Raw genomic sequence first — 19,289 nt, forward strand, 5'->3', positions numbered from 1 at the left:
ATATATTCTTTGAATAAGAAAACAGTTACATTTAATCAAATCTTTATGAGAATTGTATCAAGTTATGTAACTAATCATTAAGATACTTTATCCAATTAATTAAAAGCAGTATCAACTGAGTCAATTTCATAATTACCTTATTCAGTCATCTGCGACAATATATAGTTTGGAAATGGTTTTATCCAACTATATATTGTTGTAGATGACGACAAATTTCGTATTATGAAATTGATTAAACTATAAATAATTTTCGATATTTAGATTAACCACCCTAGAAACTAGATTGTTAAAAATAATTTTTTTATAATTACTAAAATTCATGTTAATTATATTTTTAACCAACACTTTCCTTTTATTCACAAAATTAGTTTATTTTAATCAATTTTATGATACTAATTCTGTCGTCATCTACGAATAATACCATTCGAAACTATATATTATCGTAGATGACTTTTTAATAAGGTAATTATAAAATTGACTCATTTATACGATTGAAAAATTCTATCCAAGTTTTGTATGATTATAATTACCAGTAAAAGAGTAAGATAAGTGCAAGGAAAAACCATTGAAAGAGAGGTTTGATGATGTACGCATGTCCACTTTGCAATGGATTAAAATCAATAAATTTAAATTGTCCTAACTGTCAACAGGTAATGGATAACCAAGGAAGAACGGTTGACTTTATGGGGGATTATATTCCATATCTGGAATATGAAGGTACTAAATTAATTGATGGTGAATTGAATTCAACACAAGATCATACGTGTCTACACCTTTTTTATTGTACATCATGTAATCAACAATTGAATGTACCAATCCAAGAGATAAGATAAAAGTTAATCCCCCACTTACCGACCAAGCTAAGACAAGGGCGACAAGACCTTCGGTGTGGTAGAGGAGCTTAAGGTGAATGCTCCAACATCTTATCTACATCTAAAAAAATAAATACTATATTACTTAAGCAACAAATAAAAAGGCTACAAGTCAAAACTTGTAGCCTAAAAATTCAAATTACTTTATACGAGCTTCAGTGTCAACATCAAAGAAGTGAGCTTTGTGCATGTCAAAGGCTAGTTCAATCTTTTCGCCGCCTTGGATGTCTGTTCTAGAGTCAACTCTTGCAACAAAGTCTTCATTGTTGAATTTTGAGTAAAGATATGATTCAGAACCCATTAATTCAGCAACTTCAATTGTAGCAGTAATCTTAGTACCTGGATTTGCTTCCATAAATACCATCTCATCATGCATATCTTCTGGACGAATACCAAGCATGACCTCTTTGTTAACATATCCTTGATCACGAAGAATTTTCATTTTTCCTTCAGGTACTTCAATCTCGCTGTCACCAGCTATGAATTTACCATCAGTTAATTTCCCACTAAAGAAGTTCATGGAAGGAGATCCAATAAATCCACCTACGAAAATGTTATCAGGCTTATCATACACTTCTTTTGGAACACCAACTTGTTGAATAATTCCGTCTTTCATAACAACAAGGCGTGTTGCCATCGTCATCGCTTCTGTTTGGTCATGTGTTACATAAATAGTAGTTGTTTGTAAACGCTTGTGTAATTTTTGGATTTCCGCACGCATTTGTACACGTAATTTCGCATCCAAGTTAGATAATGGCTCATCCATTAAGAATACTTTTGCGTCACGAACAATTGCACGTCCTAACGCAACACGCTGACGTTGACCACCAGATAGTGCTTTTGGTTTACGATCCAAGTATGCTTCTAGACCGAGAATTTTCGCAGCATTTTGCACGCGTTTTTCGATTTCGTCTTTTTTGAATTTACGTAGCTTCAAACCAAAAGCCATGTTATCATACACGTTCATGTGTGGATAAAGTGCGTAGTTTTGGAATACCATCGCTATGTCACGATCTTTTGGTGCAACATCGTTCATTAGTGTATCATCAATATAAAACTCTCCACCTGAAATTTCTTCAAGTCCTGCAATCATACGTAGTGTAGTTGATTTACCACAACCAGACGGACCAACAAAAACGATAAACTCTTTATCTTCAATATCTAAATTAAAATTGTCTACAGCTTTGTCCGCGCCTTTTTCATAAATTTTATCAATATTTTTTAATGTTAACTCTGCCATTATAATTCCCTCCTGTTAATGAAAGCGTTTTTACTTATGTATTTAGTTTACTTAATTATGGTGGACAGGTAAATGGCAACAGTGCACAAAAAAGTGAAACTTATTTGTGCACGCTTACAAAGAGCGATGTTTTTTATTCTTAATTAGTAAAGTTAAGTAGACGGAAAGCGCTCCTTCAAATTGTTTTACATCAATGCCGGTTTTTTCAATGAACTTATCAACACGATATTGTAAGCTATTTCGATGCATATATAGTTTTTTTGCTGCAAGGGTTGCGTTAGAATTACATTCTAGAAATATTTGGATTGTTTGTAACAGTTCTTCTTCTTTAATTGTATCTTGTAAGATTGATTCAATGATATGCACCATAGATTGTTCGCCTAATGGCTCAAGTAGAAGATAAGGTACTGCCATGATATAATTAATAACAGGTCTACTATCATAATAATGAACAGTATGAAAGGATTGTTTTACCCATTGATATTGTGTTCTTGCACTTGAAATATTTTGTGAATAAGGACCGATAAATAAATGCACTTTCATATAGAAATCACTCATTAGCACATCAATTATTTCATTATAAGATATCATATCATCTTCAGAAAGTTGGTTCTCTTCTATTATGATGCCTTCATGGTTGTTTTCCCAAATAATAGGGACTCGATTAGGAAATAGTCCATGTATTGCTTCACGAAAAGATAAGGGATCCACTGTATCATCAGAAAATGAAAAATAGACAAACCTGTAGTTTAAATTATGGTCGTTCATTAATTCTTGTTGATTTGCATCGTTAAAAAGTATATTAATCCACTGTTCTTCCCTTTTTGTAACTGGTGGTTGATTAGCATAATAAGGTGTTAAGATTGTCTCTAATAACATTCTTTCTTTTTCTGTTATATCTAGTTTTTCAATACCAACAATATTATTTTCGTTTGTACTAAACCAGAGATAAGTATCTGTATCCATAGGAATATCGGATTGCGCCTCAACAATAGAGGGGAAAATTCGCTTTAATTTTTCAATCATAGTTCTGCCTCTTTCCTTACATTTTCTCTATTATAACAAAGCTAAAGTAGTTATATGGAAAATTAGGTTTTAAATTGTAGGATATCATACGTTTTTTATAACAAAAAGCGCACATAACGTTGAATGTGCGCTTGAAATAGTAATTAACTCTCCTCTGGAAAGGGTTCGTTTTCTTCTGGAAGCTTTCTCGCTTGCTCTATTTGCATTCTTCCATGATTCGAGTAAGTGGTACCACCAGCCATACCCTCACTTATCATGCGATCAACATCTAACTCATGCTCTTTTTGGTCTTCATAAGCATCGTGGCTATATTTCTTTTTATCCATATATAAAACCTCCTTTTGCTAGATAGTTTTCGCAAAAAGGGATAGAGAATGCACCTACACTAATTTATTCATTAGTGTATTGTGTAAATAAAAAGCGTATTTATATGGATAAGCAAGTACCTTTGGGGATTTTTTGTAAATTTCTGGATGATTAAAAATGCTAAACCCCGGTTTTGAATTAGCTTCAAATAACCAAACCTTTCCTTCTTCATCAACTCCTAAATCAAATCCAATTTCGCCGACTGGATCTGGAACACGGGTTTCCAGGCAAGTAGATAAAAATAAAGCCGTATTGGATAACTTCTTAATAATATGATTGGCTTGTTCTTTTGGAAATAATTCATCGACTTCATGAACACTTCCACCCCGTTGCACATGTGTTGTTAAGCTACCTTTCCCTGCGAATTTTGCTCCAATTAAGGTTACTTCCCAACTGTTTCGATGATTTTTGTTTGTATGTACGCGAAAGTCAATCGAACTTTTACCTTTTTTTATTAAGGGTATAGCCTCTTGGACAACATAACCTTTCAATCCATTAGGAAACAGCTGGGCAAACAACGAATCGATATTCGTATAACGATTAATTTGTGGCTTATCCTTATCGTAGTAAAGGCACTCTATTTCATTAGAATGTAGTTTTGTACATTTTACAATGCCATCTCCACGACTACCATGAATAGGTTTAATATAGACTGCGAAATTAGATAATAAATTTATAATTTTTTGTTTGGATGGATGCAAAATAGTTTCAGGTAATAGGTACGAGCATTCGGAATTTCTCATTAGGATATCGTAAACTTCCCATTTATTAAAGAAACTTTGATTAAAATAGCTAGCATGGTTATTAAGCTTTTTTTTAGTTTCCATTACTTCAGGATGAGATTCAATCTTTCGGTTAGGTATCCGATTATATACAACCGACGGAAAATCAAATATATCCCGTTTCCATTGCCTGTCTTCAAAATAATAAGCATTTATTTTTCTTTTGTTTTTTAAAACGTGTTGATGTCCAAAGAAAATCGTTCTAAATCCGAGTGTGTCGCCAGCTTCACTCATCCGTTCGAAAATCTTTGTTCGTTCACCTAATGGATCTGTATTATTAAAACCTGCGAGAAAAACTCCCATTGTTAATGTAATAATGCAAGTATCATCATTTATTAACAGCGTTAGTTGTTTATGTGTGGATAGATTAATTTTTGATTTAAGTGCAGAAGATATATATAAAGTTCGTTCATTTTTCTGATGTGTTAAACATTCTATAGATGTTTTGTAGGGTCCATATTGAATTTTTCTAACCTGAAAAAAGTGCTTGAAATACTGTTGTGGGACAATCATTCTCTTATTTTTCCCAGGATAGAACTTAATATCAAACGTATAGGTAGTAATAAGTTGTCCCTCCTTCGTGTAGTTTTTTAATATATATGTTATAATTTTTCAACTAATGACTAGTCTCGTACATAAAAAAATGAGTCTTTTATACAAAGTAAAATGACGGGTGCTAAACTATAGATGAAAAGGAAAAAAGAGAGGTAGTTTTAAATGACAGAAATTCTAATCGTATTAATGATGGTATTAATTGGTGCCATCATCGGTGGGCTGACGAATTCATTGGCTATAAAGATGTTATTTCGCCCTTATCAACCGAAATATATTGGGAGTTGGAGGATACCTTTAACACCTGGTTTAATACCGAAGCGGAGAGATGAGCTTGCAAAGCAACTTGGGAAAATGGTTGTAGAACATTTATTAACAGCAGAAGGAATAAAAAATAAACTAAATCAAGCAGAGTTTAAACAACAACTTAACACATGGGTACAAGGTGAAATAGATAACCTATTGTCTAAAGAAGATAGTGTCCAATCAATGCTTGCAAGTTTTGGTGTTTCGGTTAACGAAGAAGACCTCAGAAAAAAACTATTGAATTGGACCGAGAATCATTATACTGAATTTATTAAATCATACGAAAATGAAACGGTTCGTTCCGTGTTAGATAAGCAATGGATCGAGCAAATGGATGAAAAAGTAGATCAACTCGCTATTTATGCTCAAAATAAACTAATTACTATTGCAAACGGACAGACTACAAAAAACAAAATTAATGAGCTAGTTCAAACGTACTTAGATGGTAAAGGGTTTTTAGGAAATATGATGTCTTCTTTTCTAGGAAATGAAGGATTAGCTGACAAGATTCAACCAATGATCGTGGAATACATTAGATCAGAGGAAGGAAAGACTTGGATCGAGCAGATTATTAGAAATGAATGGAATCATTTATTGGATGAACCTATACATCAAGTTGAGAAAAAGGTAGGTAATCGTACAATTAAAACAACACTAGGAAAAATCGTATCTCATAGCGTGCCTATAGAGGCTTGGTTACAAAGGCCGATGAGAGATTGGTTTAGACCTGTTAAATCAAACATTATTTCTAATATATTACCGAATTTAATGGATAAGGGGTTAAATCTAATTGTTGATCGTACAGATATAATTTTGGAGAATATAGGCCTCGAAGAAATTGTTGAAAAGCAAGTTGCTGCATTCCCAATCCAAAGAGTAGAACAATTGGTATTAAACATTTCTAGAAAAGAGTTTACTCTAATTACTTATTTGGGTGCTCTTCTTGGTGGTCTTATTGGATTGATTCAAGGCATTATAGTCTTATTGGTTGGATAACACCTACTAGGTTTGTTATAGTTGTTGAGTAGGAAACAAATGTGCGAATTTTTAGGAGGAAAGAAATAAAATGGCAAATATTTATGATAGCGCGTATGACCTTGAAAAAGCAATCAGAAGTAGTGAAGAGTTTCAGGACTTAAAGCAAGCATATGATAAAGTAATGTCCGATGAATCTGCAAGTAAAATGTTCGAAGATTTTCGCAATACACAAATTGAATTACAACAAAAGCAAATGCAAGGACAAGAAATCACAGAAGAAGAAGTTGAAAAAGCAAAAAATGTTGTAGAACTTGTTCAGCAACATGAGGACATCTCTAAGTTAATGGAACAGGAGCAACGCTTGAATGTTTTAATTAATGATGTTAGTCAAATTATTACGAAGCCTTTAGAAGAATTGTACGGAACGCCAGAAGAACAATAAAAAACTTGAAAAGGCTATACACTAGGGTGTTGTACAAGTATAAATTCTAGTGAGATAGTGTTTCTCATTTTATTTGATAAGTTAAAAACCTTGCTATAATTTAGCAAGGTTTTTAACTATCTTTGAAATAATAGTAATTGCCCGTCTGGTGACACACATCTATACGTGTATTCGGTATATCCTGATTTTTCCAATAATTGTTTACTGATTTTTTTTGCTTCATCATGATCAGAAGCTTCAAATAATTCGTTTAACAAAGTAGCCCCATTTTTCTCAAATACTGTTAAAGCATAATTACTCATTAAATTCACCTCTTAATATTAAACAGTTCTGTATTTAATTATTAATTCCTTCTAAAATACTTACTTTTTTTGAAAAAAACCAAACGAATAATTATATCGTTTAACGTTATATCGTATGGTGATATAATTTAATCCAATAGAAAGGCGGAGATTGATATGCAAAAGCGGGTGGAAGATTATTTACCACTAACACATACAACATTTTACATTTTACTTGCATTAGTGACACCCCTCCATGGTTATGGAATCATGCAGAAAGTGGAAGAGATGAGCGATGGTGAAGTGCGATTAGGTCCAGGTACATTATATGGGGCATTAAGTAAATTAGAAAAACAACAATTAATAGAAAAAGTGAATGGAGGGGAAAGAAGAAAAAACTATGTACTTACCGTACTAGGTAAGAAGGTAGTAAAAAGGGAATATAATCGTCTTAAGCGGTTAGTTGTAAATAGTAATGCGATTATTAGAAATCTAGGAGATGGTGAATTTGAACAAAAGGGTTTTTAAACTATTTTTCGTATGGCAGGATGAGAGTGAAGAACAATGGTTAAGCAGCATGGCAGAAAAGGGCTGGATTTTTAAAAAATACATGCTGTTTTATTATATATTTGAGAAAAAATCTCCTGCAAATTATTTATATAAATTGGATTACAGAACTAATTATTCGAATTTCAAATCCTATCAAGCATTGTTCGAGGAAGCGGGATGGAAATATGTAACATCTTATCTAGGATGGCATTATTTTAGGGGGAAGAAAGCGGAGGTGTTTACCGAAGAATTATATTCTGATCAGGATTCCTTAATCGGAAAATATAGAAGGGTGTTACAGACATTACTTACGGTTCTTCTGGCTATATTAGTGCTCAATATTCCACCGTTGTTTTATGTTCCTAAACATATTCAGTGGTATCTACTTCTTCTTCCGGTGCTTTCGATAATATTATTCGTTCTAGCCATTATTTTGATTCAAAAGAAAATAAAAAGAGTATCTGAAACGAAAATGCTATAGCAAATTGGCTATAGTAAATTGGTTGAAACTATTCATGAATGAAATCGTAACTTAATTAGAACAAGGAGGTTGAATGATGACATTACAATTAACCAATGTTACTAAAAAGTTTGGAAGTGTCGCTGCTGTTGACCAATTAACGATAGAGATTCCTGAGAAACAAATATTTGGATTTTTGGGAGCTAATGGTGCCGGTAAAACAACTACGTTTAGAATGATACTCGGTTTATTAGATGAAACGTCTGGAGATATTTCATGGGATGGAAAACCAATTGATTATAGCAGGAGTAATTATATAGGCTATCTGCCCGAAGAAAGAGGCTTGTATCCGAAATTAAAGGTGAAAGATCAAATTGTTTATCTTGGTAGATTACGAGGAATGAAGAAAAATGATATATTATCAGAATTAAAGGTGTGGCTGGAGCGATTTAAGGTACCAGATTATTTAGATAAAAAAATCGAAGAATTATCGAAAGGAAATCAACAGAAAATACAATTTATATCCGCAGTTATACATCAACCAAAACTATTAATCTTGGATGAACCATTTTCTGGATTAGACCCTGTAAATGTTGAGATGTTAAAGCAGGCTGTAGTTGATTTAAAGAATCAAGGTACTTCTATTGTTTTTTCATCACACCGAATGGAGCATGTAGAGGAACTCTGTGAACACCTATGTATTATGCAACAAGGAAAACCTATTGTTCATGGAGCACTAAAAGAGATCAAACGCTCTTTTGGAAAAAAGAATTTATTTATTCATGCAGACTTTGATTTGTCTTATATACAAGATGTCCCTGGAGTAATCGGTTTTAAGAACATTCCAGAGGGGTGCAAGCTTGTGATTGAAAATGAAGAAACTTCGCAAAAAGTTTTTACTGCTATTCAAGGGAAAGGATTTGTTAGAAAATTCGAGCTGGAAGAACCATCTCTAAATGATATTTTCATTGAGAAAGCAGGTGAGTCATATGAATAAATTTTGGATAGTACTTGCTCAAACATATTGGAGTCGTTTTAAATCAAAATCATTTTTAATAACTACAGCGCTTATTTTGTTACTCATTCTAGGTTTAGCTAATATACAAACGATTATTGATATGTTCTCGGGGGAAGAAGAACCGGATAAAATTGCAGTAATCGATGACTCAAATAATGTTTATCAAGCTCTGATAGAAAATATTGCAAACGCGGATGTACAGATAGAATTAAGTGAATATAAAGGTACGGTTGAAGAAGCAGAAAGTGAAGTGCAAGAGGGTAATTATCAGGCTTTACTTCATATTACAACGGGCGAAGATAATCTTCCAGAAGCTAGTTTTCACACCAATGAAATCTCTTCTTCTCAGTTAACGTATCAACTAGAAAATAACTTGCAACAAATTAAAGTTGCAATGGCAACGAGTGATGCAGGTATTGATCAAGCTACAGTTGAAGAAATTTATTCACCAGTACCCTTTGAAACAGTTATGATTGAAAATGAATCAGGACAAGAAGCAAAAACGGAAGAGGAACTGAATAATGCTCGTGGTCTTGTCTATATAATGCTTTTCTTATTATATTTTGCAGTGATTACGTATGGAAATATGATTGCTATGGACATTGCAAACGAAAAGTCGTCAAGAGTTATGGAGATTTTAATTTCAAGCTCCTCACCAGTGAGCCAGATGTTTGCTAAAATTATCGGGATTGCTTTGTTAGGACTTACCCAATTTGGATTATTTAGTATCATTGGATACACAATAATACAGCAGAAAAAAGATGAAATGGTTGGCGGATTCTTTGAATATTTTGGACTTTCAGATGTTGCTATATCCACCTTTGTTTATGCAATCATCTTTTTCCTCTTAGGATACTTACTTTATGCAACATTATCAGCAATGCTCGGTTCGTTAGTAAGTAGAATTGAAGATGTACAGCAATTAATGATGCCGGTAATCTTTTTAATTGTTATTGCATTTATGATTGCAATGTTTGGTTTGAATATGCCAGACTCCAAATTAGTGACGATAACATCGTTTATACCTTTTTTTACACCAATGCTTATGTTTATGCGAGTAGGAATGCTAGACGTACCATTTTGGGAAATAGGTTTAAGCATTTTCATTATGATTGTTTCGATTACAATTCTAGGGTTTATCGGTGCAAAGGTTTATAGAGGTGGAGTTTTAATGTATGGTCGAGCCACTTCTTTAAAAGATTTCAAAAAGGCTTTGCAATTGTCTAAGAAAGAGTAAATTTAACAAAGAAAAAAAGCACATTTAACTTTCTTACCTAAGTTAAATGTGCTTTTTAGTAATTTTTTATCTTTCTTAAATTTGTGTCTTTTAAACTTCACATTAGATATAAAGTGCGCATTAACTATTCTTAACTTTTGTTAAATTCTTTTCCATTGCAATGATGATTGAGTAGTAATACATCGTTACGGCACAGAATACTACGCTTTCCATGGGCACGGCCTCAGCCTCCTCAGAAGCAAAGAGCGCTTCTTCCGGGGTCTTCACCTCGCGCTGTTCCCATAGGAGTCTTCGTATTCTGCCTTCACTTTTATAACTCTCCAATTTTGAGATAGATAGTTAATATTTGTTACATTATTTTCACTCGAAAGAAAACTATACTAAGCTGCGGAAAAATGGGAGACTCCTGTGGGAAATGAACAGGCCCCACAGGGAGCGGCTTTTGCGAGCGAGGAAACTATTGCATACTTTATATTTTATCTGTCTTAAATAACAAGCTTTTAGGAAACTGCATCTAATTAACAAAGAATATAAATATCAAACTATTTCAATCCACTTACAGTACTTAACCTATACACATGAATCGAACGTGCATTCGTTTTTTCAATCTGTTAAAATGGAAAGTATTAGGTTTACTACTATTAATAAGAAAGGGATTTTGTAATGACAGATAAAGTTAGCTTTATTCACTGTGCTGATTTACATATTGATAGTCCTTTTAAAGGATTAAGTAATATCCCAGAACAACAGTTTAAAGATATTAGAGAAAGTACATTTATAGCATTAGATAATCTAGTAGACCTTGCAATATCTAAGCGTGTTGATTTTATTCTAATGGTTGGGGACCTATTCGATCAGAATCAACAAAGTATTAAAGCTCAATCCCGTTTAACTAGAGCATTTGAAAAATTAAGGGATAATAGCATTGACGTATTTATCTCATATGGAAATCATGACCATGTAAACGGACGCTTATTTGATTATGATTATCCCAATAATGTTTATGTATTTGAAAGCGAACATGTAGACAATTTTATCTTCAAAAAAGATGATGTTCCATTAGCAACAATATACGGTTTTAGTTATGTTGAACGTGAAGTTCTTGATAACAAAGCGAATAAATTTAAAACAGTAACGAGTACGCCATATCAAATAGCTATGCTACACGGAAGTGTTAGTAGTAATACGGATCATGATGTATATGCCCCTTTTCAAATTAGTGATTTAACAAGTAAAAGCTTTGACTATTGGGCTCTGGGACATATACATAAAAGACAACAATTAAACGATGAACCACTTATCGTTTATCCTGGAAATATACAGGGACGATCCATAAAAGAAACTGGTGAAAAAGGCTGCTATCATGTGGAAATAAGTGAAACTAATCGACAGTTAGAATTTTTTCCACTTCAGTATATAAGGTTTGAAGAAATCACAATTCAAGCTGATCACTGTAAAGATCCTCAAGAGTTGGAAGTGCTAGTAGAAAAAACGATGAAACAAACGAGTGAAAGATTTGGCAAATCGATTGTACGTCTCCATATTACTAGTGATTCCGTTCTATTAGAACAATGGTACCGTTCGAGTATTCTAGACGAGATAATAGATTTTATAAATGAATTAAATAATCGGGAAGAAAATTGGGTGTTTATCCAAGATGTACGAGTAACATATACGGGGCAATGGGATAAACAACTAATAAAGTCAGGTCATAGCTTTTTAGGAGAGCTTCTACATTCTTTTGATACAGATGAAATAATGCAGAATGATTTACAATCCTTATTTACACATAGACAGGCCAGAAAATATTTAGATCATTTTACTGATGAAGAAAAAGCCGATATTAAACAAAAAGCAGAGGACTTATTAATCTATCAGCTGTTAAAGGAATGAAAAAAATGGAAATCAAAAGTGCATATATATATGGGTTTGGAAAATGGCAGGATTATAAAATAACTTTTAATAATAGTCCTCTTCTTATTATAAGTGGTAATAATGAATCGGGAAAAACTACTATACGTCAATTCTTTTTATTTATGTTGTACGGTTTTCCTCCAAAAAAACGCGTTATTTACCTACCAAAAACAGGAGGAAGAATGGGTGGCAGGTTAACGGTATCACTTCCAGGTATTGGTGATTGTACGATTGAACGAATCCATGATAGAAATAATGGCGAGGCCACCTGTGTAGTACCTTCTGGTGAAATATTACCTGAATCTTGGTTAAAAGATCAGCTTAATGGAATCAATCAAAAAACATTTGAATCTATTTTTTCATTTGACTCTAATGATTTGAATGAGATACAAAACATTAAAATGGAGGATTTAGGAGATGTTTTATTAGGTATTGGCATGACAGGTACCGATAAAATATATACTACTGAAAAATGGTTAGATAATGAGTTGAATCAATTATTTAAACCGCAGGGTAAAAAACCAAAAATAAACCAGTTGTTATTGGATATAGACCATATGTATAAACAACTAATGGATTTAGAGAAACGTGAGAATACCTTTAATAGTAAAAAGTTTGAAAAAGAAAAATTATCTCTTGAGATTGAAGAACTTCAAGACCAGATAGAAACACTTATTAAAGAGCTTAGTAAGTGTGAGAAACAATTAAATTCCTACACATTAATCCAAGCGTATTACCACTCAAAACAACAATTAAACCAATTCTCTAATCATGTAGATTACCCGGAAAATGGCTTAGATCGTTATCAACAATTGAAAGAGCAAGTAATGCCATTGAAAAGTGAGCTAACTGTATTAGAAGGAAGTTTAACAAAAACCAAACAAGAGATGGAATCAGTTCAATCTAACCTGATTCCGGAGAAACTAAGTAACACCATTGAACTTCTTGTAAATCAACTCCCTAACTATCATAGGTTATTAAATGAACAACAATTTAAAAATAATGAGAGGCACCAAGTTAACATAGAGCTATCAAATGATTTAACAAAGCTACAACTCGGTCTAACTATAGAAGATATGGATACACTGACGATTCCTTTTCATATTGAGGATGCCTGGAACCATTTAAAACAGGAGGCTGAACACCTCAAGTTAGAGAAAGAAAGAATCGACTCGGAGTTCCACTCACTAGGTAAGCAGCGGACATATGTAGAAAACGAGTTACATTCCTTTCAAGAAAAGATGCTTGAAACAAGTGAATTTAATGATATGCAAGATAAACTTAAGAAAAAGAAAGAGATGGATCGTTTAAGAGAAAGCGATGAGATCCAGCTGAAACAAAAAGAGAGCTGGAAAATAGCGCAACAGAAAAAAACAAAACTTGCTAATACTATATTTGGTATTGGTATTTTAGTAACTATTTCACTCATGTTACTAGGTTGGCTTTTACAAATGGATGTTTTATATATAGGGAGTGGCCTAGTTGGAGTAAGTGTTGTTCTACAAAAAATATTGCTGCTATTTTCTGCGCGATCTATGGAGAAGGTATTGTTTGAAAATACGACTCTGAAGCATAGAAATGTCATTGGTGATCGTGAGTCGCGAGAAATAGAACAACTATTGCATGAACAAGAATCCCTAAAACAAAGATGTGAAAATCTTGAGATTAAGCTAAATCAGATTAAAGTAGATCAGCTAAAATCAAGTGAGAGAAATAGTTTCTTAGAACAAAAACAAAATCGATTAGATCAACTAACTAGGGATCATAAAGAAATCTATCCTTTCCTACGTCCTATTGCAGTAGAATATTGGCCTAATCTATTACACAACTTAAGATTTTGTATAGAAAAGTTCGACAAGATAAAAACTTATAATCAAGAATTAGACAGGCTGAACGATGAAATCAAAAAATTCGAAGATGAAGTTTGTTTGTTATTCGAGCAGTATAAATGGTTAGAGTTGAATAACCCTATCAAAGTAAAGGTTGACTACTTAACATCATTACTTAATGAACAGTCCAATCTTCATAGCAAAGTAGATCAATACAAACAATGGATTGACCAGACAAATGCTGAGATGCAATCGCTAGTAAACCAATTGAAACCTTATCAAACGGAGATTAATCGGTTGTGGAGTATAGCTAATGTAGCTGATGAAGAAAGTTTTTTAAGAAAAGGAACTCAAAAAAAAGAAAAAGAGGAGCTTCAGAGAAAAATAAGTGAATATTACAATCAATTACAACTATTTTTATATGATTATGAACTGAAGCAAATCGACGAAGGAAATTTGATAGATAGATGGGAACTAGAAGATAAATTTAAAACACAGGAAACGGAAAAGAAACAATTAGAAAACCAATTGAAAGACAAACAACAACAATTAGCTGATATTAAATCAGTGATTAGTCATTTGGAAAGAACAGAAGATTATTCAATGATGAAACATTTCTACTCAGTGAAAATAGGAGAATTAAATAAGATAGCAAAACAATGGGCCGTCTTGCAAGTGGCTAAAGAAAAATTAGTTAATACGAAAAAAATGTATCAACAACATTACTTACCAAAAGTTATCGAAAGAACAACAATATATTTTGAGAAATTAACGAATGGAAGTTACAAAAGAATCCTTCCTCTAGAGGAAGGAAAGGTGTTGTATGTGGAATGTGGTAATGGTATAAGATATCAAGTAACTGAATTGTCACAAGGTACACGGGATCAACTTTTTGTTTCATTACGCATTGCATTAAGTGAAGTGACTAGTGAGATAAGTAAGATGCCATTTTTTATTGATGATGCTTTTGTTCATTTTGATGGTGTCCGCCGCGCCTCTATGATGCAAATATTAGAAAAAATTGCTGAAAAGCAGCAGGTGTTATTGTTTACTTGTCAAGAATCAATAATTGAATATTCGAATAACCAAGTTATGGATATCCAACAAATTTAATAATCATGGTTAGCATTATTATTATAATAATGCTAAAATATTTACGAAATTATCCTTTAATAGATATGATTTGTAGTTGTGTGACAGCGCAAGTTAAGAGTTATTGCATAAGAATAAGAACAAAATAGGGGTATAGTTGGAGGGTCTGGCATTGCCGAACAATGAAAGTAGTAAAGAATGGTCAGGATATGAAGAAATAATCGAAAAGTTTATTCAAGTTATAGCTAAGAATATGAACCTATACGGAATAACACCATCAGTAGGTAGATTATACGGAACGCTTTATTTTAATGAAGGACCTATGACCTTGGATGATATGAGAGATTCCCTTGAAATGAGTAAGACAAGTATGTCCACAGGAGTTCGGGCGTTAGCTGAGATGAAGATGGTCGAACCATCATTTAAAAAAGGAGTAAGAAAGGATTTATACAAGTCAGAGGAAGATTGGTATAAGTCATTTACCTCCTTATTTGGGAACAGGTGGAGACATCATACAGAAACAAATATAGAGGAGGCGGAGGAGGCCATTTATGAATTAGAATCAATAAGAAATAGTACAAATGATGAACAACTAATGCAAAAAATAGATTTAGATATTGAACGATTAACTTATGCAAAAGATTACTATCGTTGGTTGATGCGTTTCATTCAAGTTGTTGAGTCAGGGGAAATATTCAATTTTGTACCAAAGTACAAACCTTGACGGAAATAAATCAATGTAGAGTTACCCTTACTTCCATATGTGTGGTAAGGGTTCAATAATAGAAAGCAAGTTGAGAGGAGGAGAATAATGAAAAAAGGAATTGCTTATTATAATGTAGGAGAAATATTTGATTATTATATGTTAGTCAAATCAGCAACAAAAGGCGTTGCTAGTAACGGAAAACCATTTTTAACTTTAATTTTAAAAGATATAACTGGTGAAATCGAAGCGAAGTTGTGGGATGCTACACAAGAGGATGAGGAGTTGTTTCATTCCGAACAGTTAGTGAAAATTACAGGTGATGTAAATCAATTTCGTGGTAGATCTCAACTGAAAATTCATACAATTCGTCCAGCTCAGCCTACAGATGGTGTTAAAGCTTCTGATTTTATTGAAAAGGCTCCCGTTGATAAAGAAGAGTTAATGAGTCGTTTAACAGAAATTATATTTGAAATGAAAAATCCTAATCTGCAGCGTATTGTTAGGTACTTTGTTAAAAAATATCAAGATGATTTATTAACTTATCCTGCTGCAGTAAAAAATCATCATGAATATGTTTCAGGTCTAGCATATCATATTGTTTCCATGCTTAATCTAGCAAAGCAATTGAAGCAGTTATACCCAGATATCAATGCAGACTTACTTTATGCGGGTATCATATTACATGACCTAGGTAAATTGAAAGAACTATCTGGTGTTGCAACACCGTCTTATACATTAGAAGGAAAGTTGATTGGGCATATACCAATGATGGTTGAAGAAGTAGGTCAAGCAGCAAGAGAGCTACAAATAGAAGGTGAAGAAGTTACTATATTACAACATATGGTATTAAGTCACCACGGTAAAGCGGAATGGGGAAGCCCAAAAGCTCCCTTAGTTCGTGAAGCCGAACTATTACATTTAATTGATCTTATCGATGCGAAGATGAATATGCTTAATCGATCATTGGAGAAGGTCAAACCAGGAGAATTTACCGAGCGATTATTTGCAATGGAAAATCGGGCATTTTACAAACCGGTATTTGATGAGTAATTAGCAGCCTAGAACGGAGAAACCAGCATGAAGTGGAAAGATTGGGACAGAAACCTACGAATTCGCTTATTTGGCGAAGGGACAATGAATTTTTTATTTTGGTCATATTTTCCTTTTATGACTATTTTTTTTGAACGCTCATTTGGTAAAGACAAGGCTGGGTTATTATTAATGGCCTCACAAGCCTTTTCAGTAATTGCAAGTCTAGTAGGGGGATATTGTGCTGATAGATTTGGTAGAAAACGGATGATGGTTCTTGCTACTTTAGGACAATGTTTAACGTTTATTTTGTTTGCCTATGCAAATTCTCCTTGGTACACTTCACCGACCATAACGTTTATTTCGTTTTCATTACTGGGTGTTTGGGGAGCATTATATTGGCCAGCGTCTCATGCAATGGTAGCTGATGTTGTAAGTGAGAAACATAGAGCATCCGTTTTTGCAGTATTTTATACTTCTATCAATATAGCAGTTGTAGTTGGTCCCATTATTGGAAGCTTTATATTTTATAGCTACCGATTTGAAATGTTAATTGCTGGTGCCCTACTAACAGCAAGCTTATCTATTATACTTCATAATAATTTAGAGGAAACGGTTAGTGTAAAAGAGCAAATAAAGGAATCAAACACAGTATGGTATAAATCTATTTGGGATGAACTACGTGTTTATCGGTTGATTGCTAAAGATAAAACCTTTTTACTTTTTATTATAGCTGGAGTATTTGTAGCGCAAACATTTATGCAATTAGATATTTTAATTGCTGTGTACACGAGTGAAGTAATTAACAACCAAACACTTATAAGACTAGGTGACTTTCATTTAAGTGTTAGTGGGGAAACAGCATTTGCATTAGTGTTGGCGGAAAATGGTTTATTAGTTGCGCTTTTTACTGTGTTTATTACACGTATAATGAATAATGTGAAGGAACGTAAAGTATTTGTTACTTCAAGTTTAATGTATGCTGCTGGTATAACTTTATATGGTTTAACAGAAAACATTTGGATATTTATTTTGGCGATGGGTTTGTTTACGATGGCCGAACTAATGGTGGTAGGAATACAAGAAAGCTTTGTTGCTAAGTTAGCCCCCGAAGATATGAGAGGTCAGTATTTTTCCGCAGCTAGTCTTAGGTTTACTGTAGGTAAATTGTTAGCTCCGTTAAGTTTAGTGTTGACTAGCTATTTTTCTTATTCACATGTATTCATGTTGTTAGGTTTTTTTGCTATTATTAGTGCATTTATCTATTCTATCATGTTTAAGAAAATGGAAGTTAAGTTGAGTACATAGTTATATTAGATAATCAGCCCTTAATCATATTTATATGTTATGTGCATATATATGGTAATAAGATGGACAAGGGGGCGGTACAGATGATTTTAGGTATCTCGTGGTGGGTTTATTTGTTTATATTGTTAATATTCTTTAGTGGTTATATGGCTTTTAGAGCTATGGTAGCTGAGAGGAAGTTAGAAAAACAATTTATTGAAAGTCAAGGACAAGTATATTTAGATAGAATGGAAGAAGAACGTAAAAGTAAAAAAGAAATTACTTCCGGTTGATTATTTAAAGTAAACAATATAGTAAAAAAAAGGATTAGTTATCTTGTAGTGATAACTAATCCTTTTTGTGTACTATTCTTCAGTTGTTTCAGGTTCAGCTTCTGGTTCAGTTACTTCAGGTTGTTCAAATAAATCTTCAAATTCTTCAATTTGAACATCGATATTCGCGTCTTCCATTATTTGAGTTAACTTCGCTTGTGCCTCTGCATCTGTAACTTTACTGCTAGCAATTTGATCTCGTAAGTCTTCTTCAATATCTTCGAATGGTTCAACATCCTCGACGTCATTACGCTCAGTTACCTTGATAATATGAAAACCATGTTGTGTCTCAACCGGCTCACTAATTGTATCTACTTCAAGGTTATAGGCAGCATCTTCAAATTCAGGAACCATCTGACCAGGACCAAATTCAGGTAGCTCTCCACCATTCTCTGCTGAAGTTGTGTCAGTTGAATATTCTGTCGCTAGTGCGGCGAAGTCCTCTCCAGCTTCAAGTTTTTCTTTTACTTCGTTAGCTGTTTCTTCGTCTCCAACAAGAATATGACTCGCAACTAAGTTCGTTTGCATACGCTCATATCTTTGTTGTAATTCCTCTTCTGTTACTTCAATGTCTTCTGTCACAGCTTTTGTTTGTAGTAAATTCACTTTTAAGTCTTCACGAAAAGCTTCTTCATCAGCATAACCACTTTGTTGTAGGATAGCTTCCCATTGATCGCCATACTGTTCTTTATAAGTTTCAATTTGGCTATCAATTTCTGACTGATCAATTTCATAGTTGTCTTCAAGTACTTTTACTAGTACTAATTTTTGTAAAACTGATTCACCACTAGTTGATTTTAGCTCTTGATAAAATTCTTCCTTAGTAATATTTCCTGCCTCTGTTTCAACTACATTTTCTGGATCATCAGATGAACAAGCAGAAAGTGCTAGGACGCCTGCAGCGATGGTTGTTGCCATAACTAGTTTTTTCATTTAAGAACACTCCTAATTTTATATCTTTAATCCGGCTAATTTGTTCAAGCCCTTGAAA

19 protein-coding genes are annotated in these 19,289 nt (G+C 33.3%); 13 read left to right on the plus strand and 6 right to left on the minus strand.

Translation table 11 applies throughout. The annotated features are described in order from the left end of the window. The first annotated feature begins 584 nt into the window (after window positions 1-584). Window positions 585-833: a hypothetical protein gene (locus QQS35_RS20075; RefSeq protein WP_285934026.1), complete on the plus strand. Its 249-nt coding sequence runs from the start codon at window positions 585-587 to the stop codon at window positions 831-833. A 178-nt stretch (window positions 834-1,011) separates the two neighbouring features. Here QQS35_RS20075 and QQS35_RS20080 read toward each other — a convergent pair whose 3' ends face one another. From QQS35_RS20080 to QQS35_RS20095, 4 genes are all read right to left on the minus strand, one after another. Further along, window positions 1,012-2,112, minus strand: coding sequence for an ABC transporter ATP-binding protein (locus tag QQS35_RS20080; RefSeq protein WP_285934027.1), 1,101 nt, complete (start codon window positions 2,110-2,112; stop codon window positions 1,012-1,014). Window positions 2,113-2,226: 114 nt separating this feature from the next. Further along, window positions 2,227-3,138 (minus strand): PucR family transcriptional regulator, encoded by a 912-nt coding sequence (locus tag QQS35_RS20085; protein WP_285934028.1) that lies wholly within the window; start codon window positions 3,136-3,138, stop codon window positions 2,227-2,229. A 143-nt stretch (window positions 3,139-3,281) separates the two neighbouring features. Beyond that, window positions 3,282-3,464 (minus strand): hypothetical protein, encoded by a 183-nt coding sequence (locus QQS35_RS20090; RefSeq protein ID WP_285934029.1) that lies wholly within the window; start codon window positions 3,462-3,464, stop codon window positions 3,282-3,284. A gap of 54 nt (window positions 3,465-3,518) precedes the next feature. Then, window positions 3,519-4,799: a YheC/YheD family endospore coat-associated protein gene (locus QQS35_RS20095; protein ID WP_285934030.1), complete on the minus strand. Its 1,281-nt coding sequence runs from the start codon at window positions 4,797-4,799 to the stop codon at window positions 3,519-3,521. Window positions 4,800-5,003: 204 nt separating this feature from the next. On the opposite strand from QQS35_RS20095, the gene QQS35_RS20100 reads away from it, so the two are divergent. Next, window positions 5,004-6,140 carry a DUF445 domain-containing protein gene (locus QQS35_RS20100; protein WP_285934031.1) on the plus strand — a complete coding sequence of 379 codons (1,137 nt, stop codon included), beginning with the start codon at window positions 5,004-5,006 and terminating at the stop codon, window positions 6,138-6,140. A gap of 70 nt (window positions 6,141-6,210) precedes the next feature. Beyond that, window positions 6,211-6,564, plus strand: a complete 354-nt coding sequence (locus QQS35_RS20105) for a YlbF family regulator (RefSeq protein ID WP_285934032.1) — start codon at window positions 6,211-6,213, stop codon at window positions 6,562-6,564. A 116-nt stretch (window positions 6,565-6,680) separates the two neighbouring features. On the opposite strand, the gene QQS35_RS20110 is transcribed toward QQS35_RS20105, so the two are convergent. Beyond that, a complete protein-coding gene (locus QQS35_RS20110) occupies window positions 6,681-6,866 on the minus strand; it encodes a YhzD family protein (protein ID WP_285934033.1) in 186 nt (61 codons plus the stop codon). 156 nt (window positions 6,867-7,022) lie between these two features. Between QQS35_RS20110 and QQS35_RS20115 the strand changes: the two genes are divergently transcribed. The 10 genes from QQS35_RS20115 (at window position 7,023) to QQS35_RS20160 (ending at window position 18,259) form a co-directional block, all read left to right on the plus strand. After that, window positions 7,023-7,373, plus strand: a complete 351-nt coding sequence (locus tag QQS35_RS20115) for a PadR family transcriptional regulator (RefSeq protein ID WP_285934034.1) — start codon at window positions 7,023-7,025, stop codon at window positions 7,371-7,373. Next, window positions 7,354-7,875, plus strand: coding sequence for a DUF2812 domain-containing protein (locus QQS35_RS20120; RefSeq protein WP_285934035.1), 522 nt, complete (start codon window positions 7,354-7,356; stop codon window positions 7,873-7,875). Before QQS35_RS20115 ends, QQS35_RS20120 begins: the two co-directional genes overlap by 20 nt. 76 nt (window positions 7,876-7,951) lie before the next feature. Next, on the plus strand, window positions 7,952-8,851 hold the full coding sequence (locus tag QQS35_RS20125; protein WP_285934036.1) for an ABC transporter ATP-binding protein: 900 nt from the start codon (window positions 7,952-7,954) through the stop codon (window positions 8,849-8,851). Beyond that, entirely contained in the window at window positions 8,844-10,109 is a 1,266-nt protein-coding gene (locus QQS35_RS20130; RefSeq protein ID WP_285934037.1) for an ABC transporter permease, read from the plus strand. Before QQS35_RS20125 ends, QQS35_RS20130 begins: the two co-directional genes overlap by 8 nt. A 663-nt stretch (window positions 10,110-10,772) precedes the next feature. Beyond that, entirely contained in the window at window positions 10,773-12,002 is a 1,230-nt protein-coding gene (locus QQS35_RS20135; RefSeq protein WP_285934038.1) for a metallophosphoesterase family protein, read from the plus strand. Window positions 12,003-12,007: 5 nt separating this feature from the next. Beyond that, window positions 12,008-14,965 (plus strand): ATP-binding protein, encoded by a 2,958-nt coding sequence (locus QQS35_RS20140; RefSeq protein WP_285934039.1) that lies wholly within the window; start codon window positions 12,008-12,010, stop codon window positions 14,963-14,965. 151 nt (window positions 14,966-15,116) lie between these two features. Beyond that, the gene (locus QQS35_RS20145; RefSeq protein WP_285934040.1) at window positions 15,117-15,668 is read left to right on the plus strand and encodes a GbsR/MarR family transcriptional regulator; all 552 of its coding nucleotides are present in this window, start codon (window positions 15,117-15,119) and stop codon (window positions 15,666-15,668) included. 87 nt (window positions 15,669-15,755) lie between these two features. Further along, a complete protein-coding gene (gene yhaM / locus QQS35_RS20150) occupies window positions 15,756-16,700 on the plus strand; it encodes a 3'-5' exoribonuclease YhaM (RefSeq protein WP_285934041.1) in 945 nt (314 codons plus the stop codon). Between the two features lie 27 nt (window positions 16,701-16,727). Further along, entirely contained in the window at window positions 16,728-17,987 is a 1,260-nt protein-coding gene (locus QQS35_RS20155) for an MDR family MFS transporter (protein ID WP_285934042.1), read from the plus strand. Between the two features lie 83 nt (window positions 17,988-18,070). After that, complete coding sequence (locus QQS35_RS20160; protein WP_285934043.1) at window positions 18,071-18,259, plus strand: sporulation YhaL family protein; 189 nt, start codon at window positions 18,071-18,073, stop codon at window positions 18,257-18,259. Window positions 18,260-18,331: 72 nt separating this feature from the next. On the opposite strand, the gene QQS35_RS20165 is transcribed toward QQS35_RS20160, so the two are convergent. Continuing rightward, window positions 18,332-19,231, minus strand: coding sequence for a peptidylprolyl isomerase (locus QQS35_RS20165; RefSeq protein ID WP_285934044.1), 900 nt, complete (start codon window positions 19,229-19,231; stop codon window positions 18,332-18,334). Window positions 19,232-19,289: the final 58 nt, after the last annotated feature.

Origin of the sequence: Aquibacillus rhizosphaerae, assembly GCF_030282825.1 — a bacterium.
Classification (GTDB): Bacteria; Bacillota; Bacilli; order Bacillales; family Amphibacillaceae; genus Aquibacillus_C; species Aquibacillus_C rhizosphaerae.